Source organism: Halalkalibacterium ligniniphilum (assembly GCF_000334155.1).
Lineage (GTDB): Bacteria > Bacillota > Bacilli > Bacillales > Bacillaceae_D > Halalkalibacterium > Halalkalibacterium ligniniphilum.
Map to the genome: position 1 here is coordinate 13,588 of NZ_ANNK01000143.1, position 16,929 is coordinate 30,516.

The 16,929-nt window shown below is 40.3% G+C and carries 12 protein-coding genes; 2 read left to right on the forward strand and 10 right to left on the reverse strand.

Annotated features, from left to right (window positions below; translation table 11 throughout):
* Nucleotides 1-15 precede the first annotated feature (15 nt).
* Nucleotides 16-1,053: a cytochrome d ubiquinol oxidase subunit II gene (locus BLT_RS0117420; protein ID WP_017729025.1), complete on the forward strand. Its 1,038-nt coding sequence runs from the start codon at nt 16-18 to the stop codon at nt 1,051-1,053.
* A 193-nt stretch (nt 1,054-1,246) separates the two neighbouring features.
* On the opposite strand, the gene BLT_RS0117425 is transcribed toward BLT_RS0117420, so the two are convergent.
* Nucleotides 1,247-3,001, reverse strand: a complete 1,755-nt coding sequence (locus tag BLT_RS0117425; protein WP_017729026.1) for a methyl-accepting chemotaxis protein — start codon at nt 2,999-3,001, stop codon at nt 1,247-1,249.
* 746 nt (nt 3,002-3,747) lie between these two features.
* Here BLT_RS0117425 and BLT_RS0117430 point away from each other — a divergent pair.
* Entirely contained in the window at nt 3,748-5,082 is a 1,335-nt protein-coding gene (locus BLT_RS0117430; protein ID WP_017729027.1) for an alkaline phosphatase, read from the forward strand.
* A gap of 1,503 nt (nt 5,083-6,585) precedes the next feature.
* Here BLT_RS0117430 and treR read toward each other — a convergent pair.
* The 9 genes from treR to BLT_RS0117475 form a co-directional block, all read right to left on the reverse strand.
* A complete protein-coding gene (gene treR, locus BLT_RS0117435) occupies nt 6,586-7,299 on the reverse strand; it encodes a trehalose operon repressor (RefSeq protein WP_017729028.1) in 714 nt (237 codons plus the stop codon).
* Between the two features lie 75 nt (nt 7,300-7,374).
* Nucleotides 7,375-9,060, reverse strand: a complete 1,686-nt coding sequence (gene treC / locus BLT_RS0117440; protein ID WP_017729029.1) for an alpha,alpha-phosphotrehalase — start codon at nt 9,058-9,060, stop codon at nt 7,375-7,377.
* 235 nt (nt 9,061-9,295) lie between these two features.
* On the reverse strand, nt 9,296-10,720 hold the full coding sequence (locus tag BLT_RS0117445) for a UbiD family decarboxylase (RefSeq protein ID WP_017729030.1): 1,425 nt from the start codon (nt 10,718-10,720) through the stop codon (nt 9,296-9,298).
* An 11-nt stretch (nt 10,721-10,731) separates the two neighbouring features.
* The gene (locus BLT_RS0117450; protein WP_017729031.1) at nt 10,732-11,883 is read right to left on the reverse strand and encodes an iron-containing alcohol dehydrogenase; all 1,152 of its coding nucleotides are present in this window, start codon (nt 11,881-11,883) and stop codon (nt 10,732-10,734) included.
* A 19-nt stretch (nt 11,884-11,902) separates the two neighbouring features.
* Nucleotides 11,903-13,363: an aldehyde dehydrogenase family protein gene (locus tag BLT_RS0117455; protein ID WP_017729032.1), complete on the reverse strand. Its 1,461-nt coding sequence runs from the start codon at nt 13,361-13,363 to the stop codon at nt 11,903-11,905.
* Between the two features lie 80 nt (nt 13,364-13,443).
* A complete protein-coding gene (locus BLT_RS24765) occupies nt 13,444-13,572 on the reverse strand; it encodes a hypothetical protein (RefSeq protein WP_017729033.1) in 129 nt (42 codons plus the stop codon).
* Between the two features lie 94 nt (nt 13,573-13,666).
* Nucleotides 13,667-14,947, reverse strand: a complete 1,281-nt coding sequence (locus tag BLT_RS0117465; protein ID WP_017729034.1) for a TRAP transporter large permease — start codon at nt 14,945-14,947, stop codon at nt 13,667-13,669.
* Nucleotides 14,947-15,435 carry a TRAP transporter small permease gene (locus BLT_RS0117470; protein ID WP_017729035.1) on the reverse strand — a complete coding sequence of 163 codons (489 nt, stop codon included), beginning with the start codon at nt 15,433-15,435 and terminating at the stop codon, nt 14,947-14,949. The genes BLT_RS0117465 and BLT_RS0117470 overlap by 1 nt, the downstream gene beginning before the upstream one ends.
* Nucleotides 15,436-15,724: 289 nt before the next feature.
* The gene (locus tag BLT_RS0117475) at nt 15,725-16,768 is read right to left on the reverse strand and encodes a TRAP transporter substrate-binding protein (protein WP_017729036.1); all 1,044 of its coding nucleotides are present in this window, start codon (nt 16,766-16,768) and stop codon (nt 15,725-15,727) included.
* Between the last annotated feature and the right edge of the window lie 161 nt (nt 16,769-16,929).

Genomic DNA, 16,929 nt, shown 5'->3' on the forward strand with positions numbered 1-16,929 from the left:
CGAGGAGGAAGCGATATGAATGAAGCGTATGTTGCCATTCTTATCATTTGGGTGTTTTTGTTCATCTACTCTATTGCAGGCTCCATTGATTTTGGTGCTGGCTTTTGGGCTATGTATTATCGAAACCGAACAGATACAAAAGCGTCTCAAATTGCAAATCGGTACTTATCACCATCCTGGGAGGTTACGAATGTTTTCTTGGTTTTGCTTGTTGTTTCCCTTGTCGGTTTTTTTCCTGGTGCTGCCTTTTATCTCGGAACGCTAATGGTTGTTCCTGTTAGTCTTGTCCTTCTTCTCTTAACCATTCGTAGTGCCTTCATGGTTTATTCCTATTCCGTGCAAAAATATTCAAACACGCTAACAATAATTTCTGGGATCACTGGCTTACTCATTCCAGCCCTTTTGATCAGTATTTTACCCGCCGCAATTGGTGGATTTATTGAGACTACAGGTGAGCGTCACTATATTCTTGTGAATCAGCTCTTTTTAAGCCCCACCTTCTATACTCATTTAGGCTTTGGTATAAGTACTGAGTTATTTTTGTCGTCTCTTTTATTAAGTGACTATGCAAGAGAATCAAATGCAGAAAAAACATACCTATTGTACCGACGTAATGCGATCATTCTCGGGCCCATTACCTTAGCCTTTGCTGTTGCCGCTATTTTCACTCTTATTCCTGAAGCCCTTTGGATGGTTGAAAATATGGCAAATGAATGGCTCTTGTTCTCCCTTTCTCTTCTTGCTTTTGCAATCGGCTATAGCGCTTTATGGTGGCCATCGAAAAAAGTCGAAATTGGTCAGCCAAGAGCTGCCATCCTCTTCATTGTGTTGCAATTTGGTTTTGCGAGCTTTGCATACGGATCGTCTCATATGCCATACCTGTTATATCCAAATTTAACGATACAAGAAGCGTTCACAAATGAAACCATGTTTCGTTCATTATTAATTGGGTACGGGTTCGGCATGGCCATATTAATTCCTGCCTTCATCTGGTTTTGGCGTTTGTTCATGAAAGACAAGCGCTACTTACGAACAGAAGGCTCAAAAGGGTAATTTAATTAAACGCAAAAAGGGGCTGGGACAAAAGAGTTTTATTGATGAGAAATCCGAACGTTATGATCGTTGATGCATCGCATTCGCTTCGGAAATACACTTCGCTAAGGTTGTGCATTGTTCGCATTTTCACGTTCATTATGTCCCAGCCTCAAAAAAGCAAGAAGGGTTCTCCCTCTTGCTTCGCTTTTTTTTACACTCTAAATTTTTGAACCGCTTGCTGAAGCTTTTCTGCCATCTCCGTCAGAGCAGTCGCTGATGAGGTCACTTCCTCCATTGAAGCAAGCGTCTCTTCGGCTGATGCACCAACTGTAGAGGAATGATCCGTCGTCTGCCGTGCAACGACGGCGATGTTTTCAACCGCTTCGGTAACGTTATTCGTTTTTACGGCAATGCTTTGCGCCACTTCATTCATCTGCTTAATTTGCTTTCGCATTTCATCCACGGATAAAATAATCCGTGTGAATTTTTCCGATGTTTTCGCGGAGGTCTTAATCCCTGTTTGGACTTCCCCTTTCACAAGCGCCATCATCTGCACCGAGTTGTTTGTCTCTTTTTGCATCTCTGCAATCAGTTCATTGATTTTTAACGTAGAGTCTGCTGATTGCTCGGCAAGCTGACGGACTTCATCAGCCACGACGGCAAACCCTTTTCCGTGCTCCCCTGCTCGTGCTGCCTCAATCGCTGCATTTAAAGCGAGAAGGTTCGTTTGTTCTGCAATGTTACGGATCACATCTAAGATCGAGCCAATATCCGTTGCACGCTTTGACAGCTTTTGAATCGCGGCATCAGAGTCCTGGACGGAGCTGTCAATCGCTTTCATGTTTGTGACTGTTTCAGCCACAAGCGCTCCTCCCTCATCTGCATGTGTTTTCGTCTCTGTTGAATATTGCTCAATCACTGTTCCACCTTCTGCTAATCTTTGTACTTCTCCATTTAAATCTGTCAGTGTTTGAATGCTGGCGTTTGCCACACTCATTTGTTCATCGGAACCCTTGGCAATATCTTCAATCGCCGCCGCTGTTTGCTCCGTTGCTTGAGATGTTTGCTCAGCGCTTGCCGATAGTTCTTCTGACGAAGCCGCCACTTGATTTGCATTTGATGAAATTTGATCAATTAAGCTGCGCAAGTTTTCTTTCATTGCTTCAAAGGCCTCGTTTAGCTTGACGATTTCATCCTTACCCTTCATCTGGGTTGGCTCTCCAGTTAGATCCCCTTCTGCTACAAGAGTCGCAGCATTCGTTAAGCGAATCAGCGGTCTTGTGATCATTCGCGCCACAATAATTCCTAAAATAATTGCTAAAATAAAGGCTACTCCACTAGCAATTGTTGAAAATAGCAAAGCGCGTTCTGCAATGTTACTAGCAGTGGCTGTTTCTTCTTCAATCAACGCCTCCATCTGTGCTACAAACTCAGCAGCTTGGTCGCGAATATTTCGCGCAAATGGAACAACGACTTCATTTGCTTGGACTATTGATGCCTCTTCATCTAAAGGATAGAGATTAACAACAGCATTTGACAACTGTAGCATCGTTGCATTGTCCCTACGTAATTTTTCTAAGGCACTTAAATGTGTGTGATCTGACACTAAATCTTCATTCATGCCGATATATGTAATCACTTCTTCATTCGCAGCATAAAAGCGGTCAAGATAGTCTTGCTCGCCGCTTAATAAGTAACCGCGAATGTTATTGCTTTGCCGGCTGATCGCCGAGTCAATCCGCAGGGCATATGCACGTGCCTCTTCAACCTCTCCGATAACTTCTTGATACGTATTGTTAACATTATTAAGACTATAGAATGAGTACCCACCTGCAATGCCAAACAACACGGCAACAATAATAAATGCACTAATAATTTTTTGACCAATCGACAAACCTAGCTCTTTTCTTACTTTTCCTTTTCTTTCTTTCGTTTTTCTGTTTTTCAGTTTTTTCCTAATCGCCATTCTCAAAATTTTTCTCCCTTCTAGTTTTACTAAACCGGTTTACCTATTTTCAATAAAAAAAATTGTAGAATTAAGTTAGATTTTATCACATCGATAAGAATTTAGTGCTATTTTTTTGAAATTCACTAGCTTTTCGAATAAAGAAAAGTCGCGAAATCATTGATAAATTAAGGTTTTTTAAAGGGATATTTTTGTAAGCGTTTTACAAAGCTACTTCGGAACACTAAAAAGATCAGCTTAACCAGATTGAAGGAGACACTAGAAATTCTTCACGTTACGTAAGAAAAGCGCAAGACCTTGATCAGGCTCAACAAGTGCTAAAAGCCTGTCAATAATCACTTCATTCGCCTGTGCAATCGATCTTTCTTCGTCTAAACGGTACCAATTGAATACTAATCAAAGTGTCGAAGCATGCTTTCATTTTCAGTACGTAAATGTTCAAGCTCAGCCTGAAATTGACCATCAAGTAATAATTGTTGTGCACTTTCATGTATTCACTTCTTGATTTACGGCGTAAAACTGTTCAAGAAAAACTTGCTCTCCATTTAATAAAAAACCTCTCACAAACCTTTGCTTGTTTCCTTTTTTCTTTCTTTGCCCTTTTACTAGCTAAACAAAATATAAGGCTGTATAAAAATAAAATTTTGGCAAATGCTTTTCTAAACTGTAAAAAAACGATCCTATTTCTCTAGACGCCACCTTGAACTCCAGCTTAATAACGTCCATTTGAAAAGGAGTTAACGCCTATGAAACAGTTCATAAAGACAAGTATTGCATTCTTGCTCAGTTCGACTATTGTTTTTTCCGGAATACAGCTTGAACTAAATCATTCTTATGAAAAAAAGAACGACCTAGCAATTTCTGCAACATCTGAAGTTAAAAATGTCATCATGATGATTCCTGATGGTTTTTCCACAAGTCAAGCGACTAACTATCGCCTATTTAAAGGGAAGAAAAAACCCATTTGGGATGCTCACCTTGTTGGAATGATAAAAACACACTCAGCTAACAATTGGGTTACAGATTCTGCAGCTGCGGCGACAGCCATGGCTACAGGTCAGAAAACAAATAATGGCATGATTGGCATGAAACCAAACGGCGAGCATGTAGAATCGATTTTAAAAATTGCAAAAAACGCTGGTAAAGCAACAGGACTCGTTGCAACTGCCAATATCACTCATGCAACCCCAGCAGCCTATGCAGCTCATGTAGAATCCAGAAAGGACGAAATCGAAATTGCACAGCAAATGCTCGAATCTGCGGACGTCCTTCTTGGTGGTGGGAAGGAGTTTTTTCTACCGAAATCTGAAGGGGGGCAACAACGAAATCATCACCTCATTCGTGAAGCAATCAAGAATGGCTATGAGATTCTTTCAACAAAAGCCCATCTACAAAACATCTCCTCACCGAAAATTCTCGGTTTGTTTTCTTCTCAAGCAATGGCTCCTGCCTTTCAAAGAAGTCACTCAAAGGAGCCAAGCTTAAAAGACATGACAAAAGCAGCGATTCGTACATTAAATCAGGACAAAAAAGGATTCTTTTTAATGGTCGAGGGGAGCCAAATTGATTGGGCTGGACATGCGAATGATGCAGCTTGGCTTATGAAAGAGACTGAGGCATTTGAAGAGGCCGTAAATGAGGCGATTAAATTTGCAAAAAAAGATAAAAATACGCTTGTCGTCATTGTAGGGGATCATGATACGGGTGGAATGTCTGTGGGTGGCTATGATGTATACAAGGCAAACCCTTCCATCCTTAAAAATGTTAAGGCAACAGGAAATTTTATCGCTACACAAATAAAGGATGATCGTAGCAATGCTGCTAACATTATGTTAGAGTATGCAGATCTCATATTAACAAAAGATGAGCTTAAACAGATTGAAGCTACGGATGATGTATCAAGAGCAATTAATCAAATTGTTAGTAAGCGAGCCTTTATCGGTTGGACAACGACTCAACATACAGGGGGCGATGTTCCCATCTTCGCATTTGGCCCACAGTCCGAACGATTCAACGGCTTGCATGATAACACCGATATTCCAAAAGAAATCGCCAAAGCCATGAAGCTGAGATTTGATTAGAAAAACTTGGTTGCCGCTAGATTTTCTGTAAATGGCCCTCTTTACCTGTCATTTGCTGTCTTTCCATTCGAAGATAGCAGTTCAGCGGCAGCCTTAGCTTTTTCTTACCTCTCTTCAGCCCACGCTCTTTCACCCTTAATAATGGTTGTTCAAGAAAAACAAGCCTGTTTTTCCACCTCTCTTTATGACAGGGAGGAATCACTTCTCTTTTTGCCTTCAACCTTTATTTCGAAAAACTTGGTTGCCGCTAGATTTTCTGTAAATTGCCCTCTTTACTTGTCATTTGCTATCTTTCCATTCGAAGATAGCAGTTCAGCGGCAGCCTTAGCTTTTTCTTACCTCCCTTCAGCCCACGCTCTTTCACCCTTAATAATGGTTGTTCAAGAAAAACAAGCCTGTTTTTCCACCTCTCTTTATGACAGGGAGGAATCACTTCTCTTTTTGCCTTCAACCTTTATTTCGAAAAACTTGGTTGCCGCTAGATTTTCTGTAAATTGCCCTCTTTACTTGTCATTTGCTGTCTTTCCATTCGAAGATAGCAGTTCAGCGGCAGCCTTAGCTTTTTCTTACCTCCCTTCAGCCCACGCTCTTTCACCCTTAATAATGGTTGTTCAAGAAAAACAAGCCTGTTTTTCCACCTCTCTTTATGACAGGGAGGAATCACTTCTCTTTTTGCCTTCAACCTTTATTTCGAAAAACTTGGTTGCCGCTAGATTTTCTGTAAATTGCCCTCTTTACTTGTCATTTGCTGTCTTTCCATTCGAAGATAGCAGTTCAGCGGCAGCCTTAGCTTTTTCTTACCTCCCTTCAGCCCACGCTCTTTCACCCTTAATAATGGTTGTTCAAGAAAAACAAGCCTGTTTTTCCACCTCTCTTTATGACAGGGAGGAATCACTTCTCTTTTTGCCTTCAACCTTTATTTCGAAAAACTTGGTTGCCGCTAGATTTTCTGTAAATTGCCCTCTTTACTTGTCATTTGCTGTCTTTCCATTCGAAGATAGCAGTTCAGCGGCAGCCTTAGCTTTTTCTTACCTCCCTTCAGCCCACGCTCTTTCACCCTTAATAATGGTTGTTCAAGAAAAACAAGCCTGTTTTTCCACCTCTCTTTATGACAGGGAGGAATCACTTCTCTTTTTGCCTTCAACCTTTATTTCGAAAAACTTGGTTGCCGCTAGATTTTCTGTAAATTGCCCTCTTTACTTGTCATTTGCTGTCTTTCCATTCGAAGATAGCAGTTCAGCGGCAGCCTTAGCTTTTTCTTACCTCCCTTCAGCCCACGCTCTTTCACCCTTAATAATGGTTGTTCAAGAAAAACAAGCCTGTTTTTCCACCTCTCTTTATGACAGGGAGGAATCACTTCTCTTTTTGCCTTCAACCTTTATTTCGAAAAACTTGGTTGCCGCTAGATTTTCTGTAAATTGCCCTCTTTACTTGTCATTTGCTGTCTTCCCATTCGAAGATAGCAGTTCAGCGGCTAACTTTTTATTGTCAGCCCCATATTTTTTAACGATTTCTTCGTGCAAAGTCAACAAAACGAAATTTATCAGGTCGATGATGCGATTCTGTATATTGAAAAAGCGTCGCATCATCAAGATAAACATAGTTTTTTACGACAACAACAAGCTTATAGCCATTAAGATCAAGCCATTTCTGATCTTCTGTTGACGCATCGATTACGACCATCTCTTTTCGTGCAAAGCTAATTGTTAAATTAAGCTCGTTCTCTAAATATGCGTAAATCGATTGACGACAAATCTCTTCAGTTAAGAATGGGACATAGCGTCGATCAAAATAATCCTTATCAAGTATGATTCGCTCTCCAGCAATTTCACGCGCTCGAATCACTTCCCATACGTCTTCATTCCTACTTAATTTTAATTGCTTTTGCAAAAAAGAATCTGGCTTTGTTACGCGGCATTGATGGACATGGGTTGTTGCGTCCTGACCCATTTTTTCAGCAAGCTCACGAAAACTAACAAGCCCAGAGATGGGGAAATCAAACTTATTTCTGTCGAGAACAATTGAGCCTTTCCCCTGGACTTTTTGAATGTATCCATGTTCAGAAAGGAGGTTTAATGCTTTTCGAATCGTTTCTCTTGATGTATCATACATGTCCACGAGCTCATGCTCAGAGGGAAGCAAATCTCCTGGCTTTTGTTTCCCTTTATCAATTTGATTGGCTAGTTCTTGATAGATCAGATAATATTTATTTTGCACGTTTCATCACCTATGTAAGTGTAACATGGATTATGGATGAAAACAGCATCCACCAAAAGGTGAATGCTGTGAAGATTATACGGTTAAAAGATAGACAATCGACTCATATGGACGTAATGTTATTTGACTCAAATCTGTTGTCGTGTCTTGATAATTTGAGAGTAACACACGAGTAGTCATGCCTTCTTTTACAAGCCCTTGTGAAAGCGCAAATTTCGTTTCTTTTTCATAAAAATTATTGACGACTAGAAGGACTTCATCCTGATAGGAACGAATGTATGCAAAAATTTGTGGGTCCTCCTCAAGGATGAGCTGATAATCTCCAAATGTAATGATGTCATATTCTTTTCTAAGCTTAATGAGCTTTTGATAATGATAAAAAATTGAGTTTTTATCCTCTAGTGCCTTCTCTGCATTGATCTCATCATAATTTGCGGCCACATTAATCCATGGTGTGCCTGTGGTAAACCCAGCGTGCTTTTCGTTGTTCCACTGAACAGGGGTTCTAGAATTATCTCGGGATTTCCGTTTAATAATTTCAAGAATGTCCTTTTCTTCCATGCCTTTATCTTTCATGATGTTGAAATAATTGAGTGTTTCAACATCACGATATTGTTCCAACGAATCAAACTTTGGATCGGTCATCCCAAATTCTTCACCTTGATAAATGTAAGGAGTCCCTTGCATCATATGAATGGTTGTAGCAAGCATTTTTGCTGATTCGTTATGATAGGCTTCGTCGTTCCCATAACGTGAAACGACCCGTGGTTGGTCGTGATTACACCAGAATAATGCGTTCCAACCGCCACCTTTATGCATTCCGACCTGCCATTTGGAAAGAATGTCTTTTAGCGCTTGAAAATCCATCTCACCAATTGCCCACTTCTCACCATTTGGATAGTCCACCTTTAAGTGGTGAAAGTTAAAGGTCATGCTTAATTCTTTACTGTCAGGGTTCGTATATTGAATACAGTGATCTAACGTCGTGGAGGACATCTCACCAACGGTCATCGCATCGTATTTTGAAAAAACCTCTCGATTCATTTCTTTCATAAACTCATGCACTCTCGGCCCATCGGTATAATACTTCCGACCATCACCAGGAGGGATTGTGCCATCGTCATTCGGGAACCGTTGATCTTTTGAAATAAGATTGATGACATCTAGCCGAAAACCGTCTACACCTTTGTTAAACCAAAAATGCATCATGTCATACACATGCTTGCGAACCTCTTCATTTTCCCAATTTAAGTCTGCTTGTGTCACATCAAATAGATGTAAATAATACTGCCCTGTTTTCTCATCATACTTCCATGCTGACCCACCAAACTTTGATTGCCAATTCGTTGGTTCATCTCCATCAACCGGATCCTTCCAAATGTAAAAATCACGGTACGGATTGTCCTTTGAAGCAGCTGATTTTTTGAACCACTCATGCTCTGTAGACGTATGATTAACAACAATATCCATAATCACTTTAATATCCCTTTCATGAGCATCATTAAGAAGCTGATCAAAATCCTCCATCGTTCCATATTCATCATGGATAGAATAGTAGTCACTTATGTCATACCCATTATCTTTTTGTGGAGAGGCATAAATTGGTGTAAGCCAAATAACATCTACACCAAGTGTCTTTAAGTAGTCAAGCTTTTCACGAATTCCTTGAAGATCACCAACACCGTTTCCGGTCGTATCATTAAAGCTCTTTGGATATATTTGATAGACGACTGCTTTGCGCCACCATTCTAGCTGTGTCATCTCGATTCCTCCATTTATTAAAAGACTTCAAATTGACTCATTTCGCGCCAATGCTTTTAACTAGTAGTATAACTTGTATATACAAGTTGGTCAAACGATCTCAAGCATGAAAAGCTTCTTTCTATATCGTTTCCTCAATCGTTTAACAACCATACGAGTCACAGAAGTATTTTTACTTATCTGCACACAAAAAAACAGCATCACCTTTTCAGTGTGCTGTCTTAAGCGATCCAATCTACTTCTCTTCATGAAAATAGATTTTATGCTCCTCTTGTACTTGCACTTGTTGCAACAAATACTCCGTTTCATTTACCCTTTCTAAACCTGGAATGCTAATTCTTTCAAACTCTTGCGGCTCATTGTTTATAGAGACTTTACTGCTTAATGGAACGGTACAATCAAACCCTACTTTCGAGCTAACTCCATCGTCTGTTGATGGATCCAGCTTAGATCCTAAGGCATGATTGATAACGACTAAATCTTTGTCAGCTTGAAAGCGTGTCGCTAAAGCCCATTCCACTTCTTCCAGATTGTAAATGTCAACCTCCTCGTCAACAACAACAACATGCTTTACATCATAGTGTCCAGCAAAGGCGGAGAGAATAACATTTTTTCCTTCACCTTCGTTCCTTTTTTTCATCGACACCACTAGATGGTAACGACACGTCCCCCCCAATGTTAAATGAACATCGCGTACAGTTGGAACCGTATCTCTAAGTGTATTGAGTAAGCTAGCTTCTCGAGGAATTCCTCCTAGTAATAAGTGCTCATAGCTTGCTGGTACAATCGTTTGGAAAATCGGGTTGTTTCGGTGGGTGATCGCTGTAATTTCAATCACTTCTTTGTTGCTTTTTGGTCCATAATATTTAGGGAATTCACCAAACGGGCCCTCTGGCTCTCTTACCCCAGGTAAAATACGTCCCTCTAAAACGATTTCTGCATAGGCAGGTACGTTCACATCAATCGTTTTACATTTCACTACTGGAACTGATTCACCATACAACGCTCCTGCAATTTCCATTTCGTCTTGGCCAAGTGGGGCAATCGCTTGAGAAGCAAGTAATTTTACAGGGTCAACACCGATCACAATGGCAATGTCTAAAGGTTTTCCTTGCTCCTCATTGTTTTTATAAAAATTATAAAGATGTCTTGGCAAAATTAATGCACCTAACCGATTTTTACCGGACACTTGGAGGCGATGGATGGAGACGTTCTGGTTTCCTGTTGCAGGGTCCTTTGCAATGGATAGACCTGCAGCAATGTAGTTCCCTGAGTCTTTTTCATGGTGCACAGGAATCGGAAATAGCTTCATTAAATCAACATCATCACCTAAAATCACATTTTCATGCACGGGTGCATCTTTACTCTCTACCTCCTTGCACGGAAGAGGTGCATCCATCGCTGCTAAAAATCTTTCATGCAATTCTTGTTCATTAATGTTTAACGCCTCAGCAAACTGCTGTCTCGTTGTAGCCGTCCCCGCAATCACCGGTGTACGATAGTTTTCAACGTTCGTGAAAAAGGCAGCTTTGTGACCGTCTAGCTTTTTTGTAATCGCCGCAATCTCATGGTTTAGTGAGACGTTTTTATCGATAATTGCCACTTCATTTTTTTCTTCTAAATACTTCAGCCAAGTCCGAAGAGATGTAGCTCTTTGCATTAAAATCCCCCCTAAAGCATTTCTCTTAACATTTGATATACGTCCTGCTCAGAGGCTCTTCGAGGATTAAATTGCCACATTCCACTTTTGATTGAATCTTTGGAAATCGCTTCAAGCTGCGCCTCTTTCACGTTCACTTCACGTAATTGTTTCGGTAATCCGATATCGTTTCGTAGCTGTGTCACCGTTTCTGAAAACAAGGCTGCAGCCTCATAATTTGATAATCCATGACTTGATTGCTCAATGTACTTCCCAGCTTCCGCATATTTATCAATTTTAGCAACGAGATTATACTCGATCACTTTTGGCAATAGCAAGCCGATAACGACACCATGACTAACATGTGCATGGACACTAATCGCACTTCCAATGGCATGGGCAAGACCTAAATAGGATTGGTTAAATGCCATCCCAGCTAATAAACTAGCCTCTGCCATTTTCATTCTCGCCTCGATGTCGTCTCCGTTGTAGACGGCGCGACGAAGATAGGTATGAACGGTCTTCATCGCAGATAACGCCAACGCATCACTCGGCGGTTGGCTAATCCGAGATACAAACGCTTCAGCTGCATGAGCAAACGCATCAAAACCCGCAGCAGCTGTAATACTCGGAGGAGCTGTCAGTGTTAACTTTGGATCAATAATGCTAACATCCGGTGAGAGATGGGAACTTGTGACGGTTACCTTACGATTTTCCTTATCGTCAGAAAACACAGCAAAAATGGTCACTTCACTTCCAGTTCCAGCTGTGGTTGGAATCGCAACCAACGGAACAGATGGAGCTTCTTTTACTAGATTCACCCCTGAGTAATTTCGAATGCTTCCCCCATTACTTGCCACAACTCTGACACCCTTTGCCGTATCAATTGGACTTCCGCCCCCAACAGCGATCAATAAATCACACTCTGCTTCTGCGAAAGCTTTCGCGGCTTTATCAACCGTTTCCACACTTGGATCGGGCTCTACATCACGATATATTTTATAGGTCATATTTGCTTGTTTGATAGCATCTATGACGTCATTTAATAATCCTGCTTTTTCTACCCCTTTATCTGTAACAATGAAGGCACGATTGGCTTGAAATGGAAGATTCTTCAGCTCTTTCACCTTTTCATAGCCAAATTGTATGCGAGTAGGTAAATGAAAATTAAAAGATGTGTACATCGTTCATGTCTCCTTTCTTTTATTCTTCAAAATCGATATTGATATGCTTCGTCTCTGTATATTCCATTAACCCTTCAATTCCTCTTGTTCGACCTAAGCCACTTTCTTTGTAGCCACCGAACTCGGTTTGTGGATAATTTTTGTTGTACGTATTAATCCATACTGTCCCAGCATCGACTTTTTTTGAGACACGGATCGCTTTGTTAATATCTTTCGTCCATACCCCTGCAGCAAGTCCAAAGATGGTTCCATTCGCTAAAGCAATTGCTTCCTTTTCATCCTTAAACCCTTGTACAGCTAGAACAGGGCCAAAAATTTCTTCCTGAGCCACTCTTGATTCCATTGGTACATTGTTAAAAATCGTCGGAGCAATAAAATACCCTTTGTCATACTCTCCGCCCGTTAGTCGATACCCACCGGTAATGAGTTCAGCATCTTTCTTACCAATTTCGATATACTCTATAATCTCATTTAATTGACTTTCAGAAATGACAGGTCCCATATCGGTTTTTTCATCAAGACCGTTACCAACAACTAATTTTTCCGCTTCTTCTTTCAGTTGCGCAATGACCTCTTCCTGGATCGATTCATGGACGATCACCCTCGTGCCTGCAAAGCACATTTGACCTGCCGTAATAAAAATTGAATTTGTAATCGTTGGGATCGCCTTGTTTAAATCGGCATCAGCAAACAAAATATTAGGTGATTTCCCACCGAGCTCAAGGGCCAATTTTTTCACCTTATCGGCAGCTTTTTTCATTAAAGCTTTTCCAGTGACTGTATCCCCGGTAAAGCTAATGGCATCAACTTTCCCATTTACAGTTAATTCATCGCCAATGAGTGCTCCAGGACCTGAAACGAGGTTCACAATGCCATTTGGGAACTCTTGAATACCTTCTAAACATTTCACCATCGCTAGGCTTGTTAATGGCGTCCTGCTCGCAGGCTTTAAAATGACGGCATTCCCTGCAGCTAAAGCAGGTGCAGCTTCTCGAATCATTAACAACGCAGGCCAGTTCCAAGGGGAGATGATCGCAACGACGCCGATCGGGCTTTTATCAATAATCCCATAGGATGTTTCCGATAGATTGATGGAGCGACCAAAAAGACTACGTGCCATGCCGGAAAAATATTTTAATGTATCAATGCATGCACTAATTTCAATTCGAGATTCTTTGATTGTTTTTCCATTCTCTAACGTAAGAATGCGAGCGATCTCTTCTTTCTTTTCCTCTAGCCTCATCGCCCACTTCATTAATCCATCGGCTCTTTTAAGAGAATGATAGCCCCAATCCTCTTGCTTAAATGCAGCGCTTGCAGAATCTATCGCGTATGTAATGTCGTCAAGTCCTGATTTTTGAGAACGACCAACGACTTCACCAGTAGATGGGTTTATTGATTCCATTGAAAGTCCAGTTTTTGACTCTTCCCATTTCCCATTAATGTAGTTTTTTTGAATTTCTTTTGTTGTTACTGTCATTTTAACCCCTCCGCTTTCAATTAACGAGTCCTGTCCATTGATTAAAAAGATTCGCTTCAATCCCAAATTGATCCAAAATCTTATGGATCGTAAAGCACAGAGGCCATACTCTCTACCTCTTCAACCAAATAGTTCGTTTCATGTCGAATCGCTTTACGTGCAACTTCACTAATCACGACATGGGATTCAATGTTTTGCTCACGTAGCACTTGAATGATTCTAATGCCTTATATCACACCACTTGCACCTGTTAGAGCAGCTACGATTTTTTTCATCATCCACATCCATTCATCGCTGAAATATTTAATTTGATGATAGAAGCCGATCTGGCAGGAATGTGACCAGATCAGGAATATACGTAACGACAAACAAGACAACAACGGCTGCTATAACAAATGGCACAATGGCTCGACTTAATTTTGTAATGGAAACTTTCGTGATTCCGGCAACAACAAAAAGCGCAATTCCTACAGGAGGTGTCATTAAGCCAATGACCAGATTCAAAGAAACAACTAAACCAAAGTGAACAGGGTCAATTCCTACTTGCTCGATAACTGGAAGTAAGACAGGAACTAAAATAATGATGGCGGCTAAAGGCTCTAAAAACATCCCGACAATTAGTAATATTAAATTAATTAGCAGCAAGATAACCCAAGGCGTTTCAGAGATTGAGAGCAGACCTTGAACAATTGCTTGAGGAATTTGCTCCATCGCTAGTAGCCAGCCAAAAACATTCGCGGTAGCCACAATAATCATAATGGATGCTGTAATCACGCCCGTTGTCAAAAGAATGTTAGGTATACTACTTAGCTTTAAGTCTCGATACACAAACTTACCAATGATAAATGCCAACAAGCACCCAATCGCACCAGCTTCAGTGGCTGTAAAGAATCCCGAAATAATCCCTCCAATGATTACTAAAGGAATGAATAAGGCCGGACTCGACTTAATAAATGTATTTACGACAGCCGTTACACCAGCCTTCTCTTTGGTAGGGAAATTCTTTTTCTTCGCATAAAAATAAGCTAAGATAAAGTACGCAACACCTAATAGAATTCCAGGAACAATCCCTGCCAGAAATAAAGCCCCAATTGATGTACCTGCTGTAACTCCGTACAAAATAAAGACCATACTTGGAGGAATAATCGGTCCCATAATGGAGGAAGCTGCCGTGATAGCTGAAGAGTATTCATTATCGTAGCCATCCTTTCTCATTTCTGGAACCATTGATGAGCTTTGAATCGCAGCTACTGCATTTGCCGAACCAATAATCGCTGATAAGAACATGGAAACGAGGATATTAACATACGCAAGCCCTCCTCGCATATGAGCGATTAATGAACGTGCAAAATTCGTTAATCGAACGGTTATCCCCCCGCTGTTCATCAGCTCTCCAGCTAAAACAAATAACGGGATGGCCATAAGACTGAAGTTATTAGCAGCTGCTATCATCCTTTGGGGGATATTAAGAAAGAAACTATAATTCTCAGTAATCACCATATAAATGACACTTGATAAACCAAGAACGAATGCAATCGGTACCCCCAAAATTAATAAGATAGCAAAAGAAATGACGATTGCCATTATCTATCCTCCTTTCCCATTTTTAATGCCAGCACCATTGAACTGATAATATGTATGAAGCTGAAGATAAAACCAATCGGTACACAAATATAAACAACCCACATTGGCAGACGAAGTGCTGGTGTAACCTGGATTAACGCACTTGGAGCAAATGTCTGTTTAAAACCGTAATAGATGATGATCCCCATAAAAATAAGGGCAATCAAATTCAGAAAAAACTGATAATATTTTTTCCATTTCCCTGTTAGTTTCGTTTGGATAAAATCAAGCATAACAAGCTCACCATTTCGAACTGCGATACTTACACCAATAAATGTAATCCATACCAAGCAATAACGTGCTAGCTCTTCGCTCCAAAAAAAAGACGAGCCAAAAAATGTTCGATTGAGAACCTGTGCAATAATCACAATTGACATCAATCCTACTAAAAAAACGACTAAATATTTTGAAACAGCATAGATTGATTGACTCAGCCTTTCAAGTACCACAAAATCCCCTCATCTCATAAAAAATTAAAAGGTAGAGTCTGGGACATAACGAACGTATATGATTGAAAATACGAACAATGCACAACCTTAGCGGAGGAAATATACATAGACTCCTGCGGGGGATCAAAGGCAAGGGTGAGACCCCACAGTGCCTAAGCACGAGGGGGCTCACCAGCCGCCCGCGGAAAGCGAAGTATAGTTCCGAAGCGAATGCCATGCATCAACGATCATGACGTTCGGATTTCTCATCAATAAAATCTCTTTTGTCCTAGACTCTAATTTAAAAAATTTATTGGTTTTTTATTTGATTCACCGTTTCAATAAATTCTGCAATAAGGGGGTCTTTTTCTGCATACTGTTCATAAATAGGTGTTACCATTTCAATAAATGGCTCAACGTTTTCAAGCTCAGCAATATTTTGTCCACTCTCTCTCAATGTCTCTAATGATCCATTATCCACTTCTACTAACTGCTCAACAATCCATAGCGATGTTTCCTTTCCAGCTTCCTGTAGAGCCGTTTGCTGCTCTTCAGTAAGCGATTGGAATGTAGCTAAATTCATTACATTAATATTTGGAAAAGGAAAATGATTTGTTAATGTAATGTATTCCGTCACTTCATAGAAATTTTCATCATTATAAGCTGGCAAATTCGCTTCGTGGGCATCAATGACCCCTGTTTGCAATGAACTATAAATTTCACCATATGGCATTGGTGTTGGGCTTGCTCCAAGTGAATTAAAGATGTCAAGCATTAACGGACTTTCCACTACTCGGATTTTTAATCCTTTAAAATCTTCTGGCGATTGAATCTCTGAAACATTGCTTCCGAGTTGGCGCATTCCACTCTCATTAATACCAAGACCCTTTAAACCAAGACTTTCTAAACTGTCTAACATTTTTTGCGCCGTTTCTGATTCCACAGCTTTCCCAAATGTTTCATAGCTATCAATTAAAAACGGTAACTGCAAACCATCCATAACTGGAGTAGAACCACTAAAGACACCAGACGTAATCAATCCAGCATCAAGTGATCCGTTTTGAATCATTTCAAGCATATCCAAATCTCCACCTAGCTGACGGGCAGGATAAATCTCAAAATTAATCGTCCCTCCCGTTTTCTCGTGAACAAGCTCAGCGAAATGCTCTGCAGCCATATGATATGGATGACTCGTTTGTGTAACGTGACCAAGCCGAAACGTTACTGCCTCTTCATTTTCTCCATCAGAAGCTGTCGCATCATTGGAACCGCTTTCATTTGTTAGCTCACTATTACATGCCATTAAAAAGATCAAGCCAAATAGTGCAATGAAACCCCACAATTTTTTTCTCATTTCTGCCCTTCTCCCCTTTATATTGTCTAAGTAGCTTTTTGAAAGACTTTTAAAAATTTTCTTACTTTTTAAATAATAAAATGAAATTATACACTTTGGTTTAAATTTTTTATTTTTGTATCTTTAAATTCATTCTTTATAAAAAAAATGAATCGCTATTT

Coding starts and splice junctions, on each gene's coding strand:
- BLT_RS0117450 (WP_017729031.1), bottom strand. CDS start 11,883: ATGTACACATCTTTTAATTTTCATTTACCTACTCGCATACAATTTGGC.
- BLT_RS0117420 (WP_017729025.1), top strand. CDS start 16: ATGAATGAAGCGTATGTTGCCATTCTTATCATTTGGGTGTTTTTGTTC.
- BLT_RS0117445 (WP_017729030.1), bottom strand. CDS start 10,720: ATGCAAAGAGCTACATCTCTTCGGACTTGGCTGAAGTATTTAGAAGAA.
- BLT_RS0117455 (WP_017729032.1), bottom strand. CDS start 13,363: ATGACAGTAACAACAAAAGAAATTCAAAAAAACTACATTAATGGGAAA.
- BLT_RS0117465 (WP_017729034.1), bottom strand. CDS start 14,947: ATGGCAATCGTCATTTCTTTTGCTATCTTATTAATTTTGGGGGTACCG.
- BLT_RS0117430 (WP_017729027.1), top strand. CDS start 3,748: ATGAAACAGTTCATAAAGACAAGTATTGCATTCTTGCTCAGTTCGACT.
- treC (WP_017729029.1), bottom strand. CDS start 9,060: ATGACACAGCTAGAATGGTGGCGCAAAGCAGTCGTCTATCAAATATAT.
- BLT_RS0117475 (WP_017729036.1), bottom strand. CDS start 16,768: ATGAGAAAAAAATTGTGGGGTTTCATTGCACTATTTGGCTTGATCTTT.
- BLT_RS0117425 (WP_017729026.1), bottom strand. CDS start 3,001: ATGGCGATTAGGAAAAAACTGAAAAACAGAAAAACGAAAGAAAGAAAA.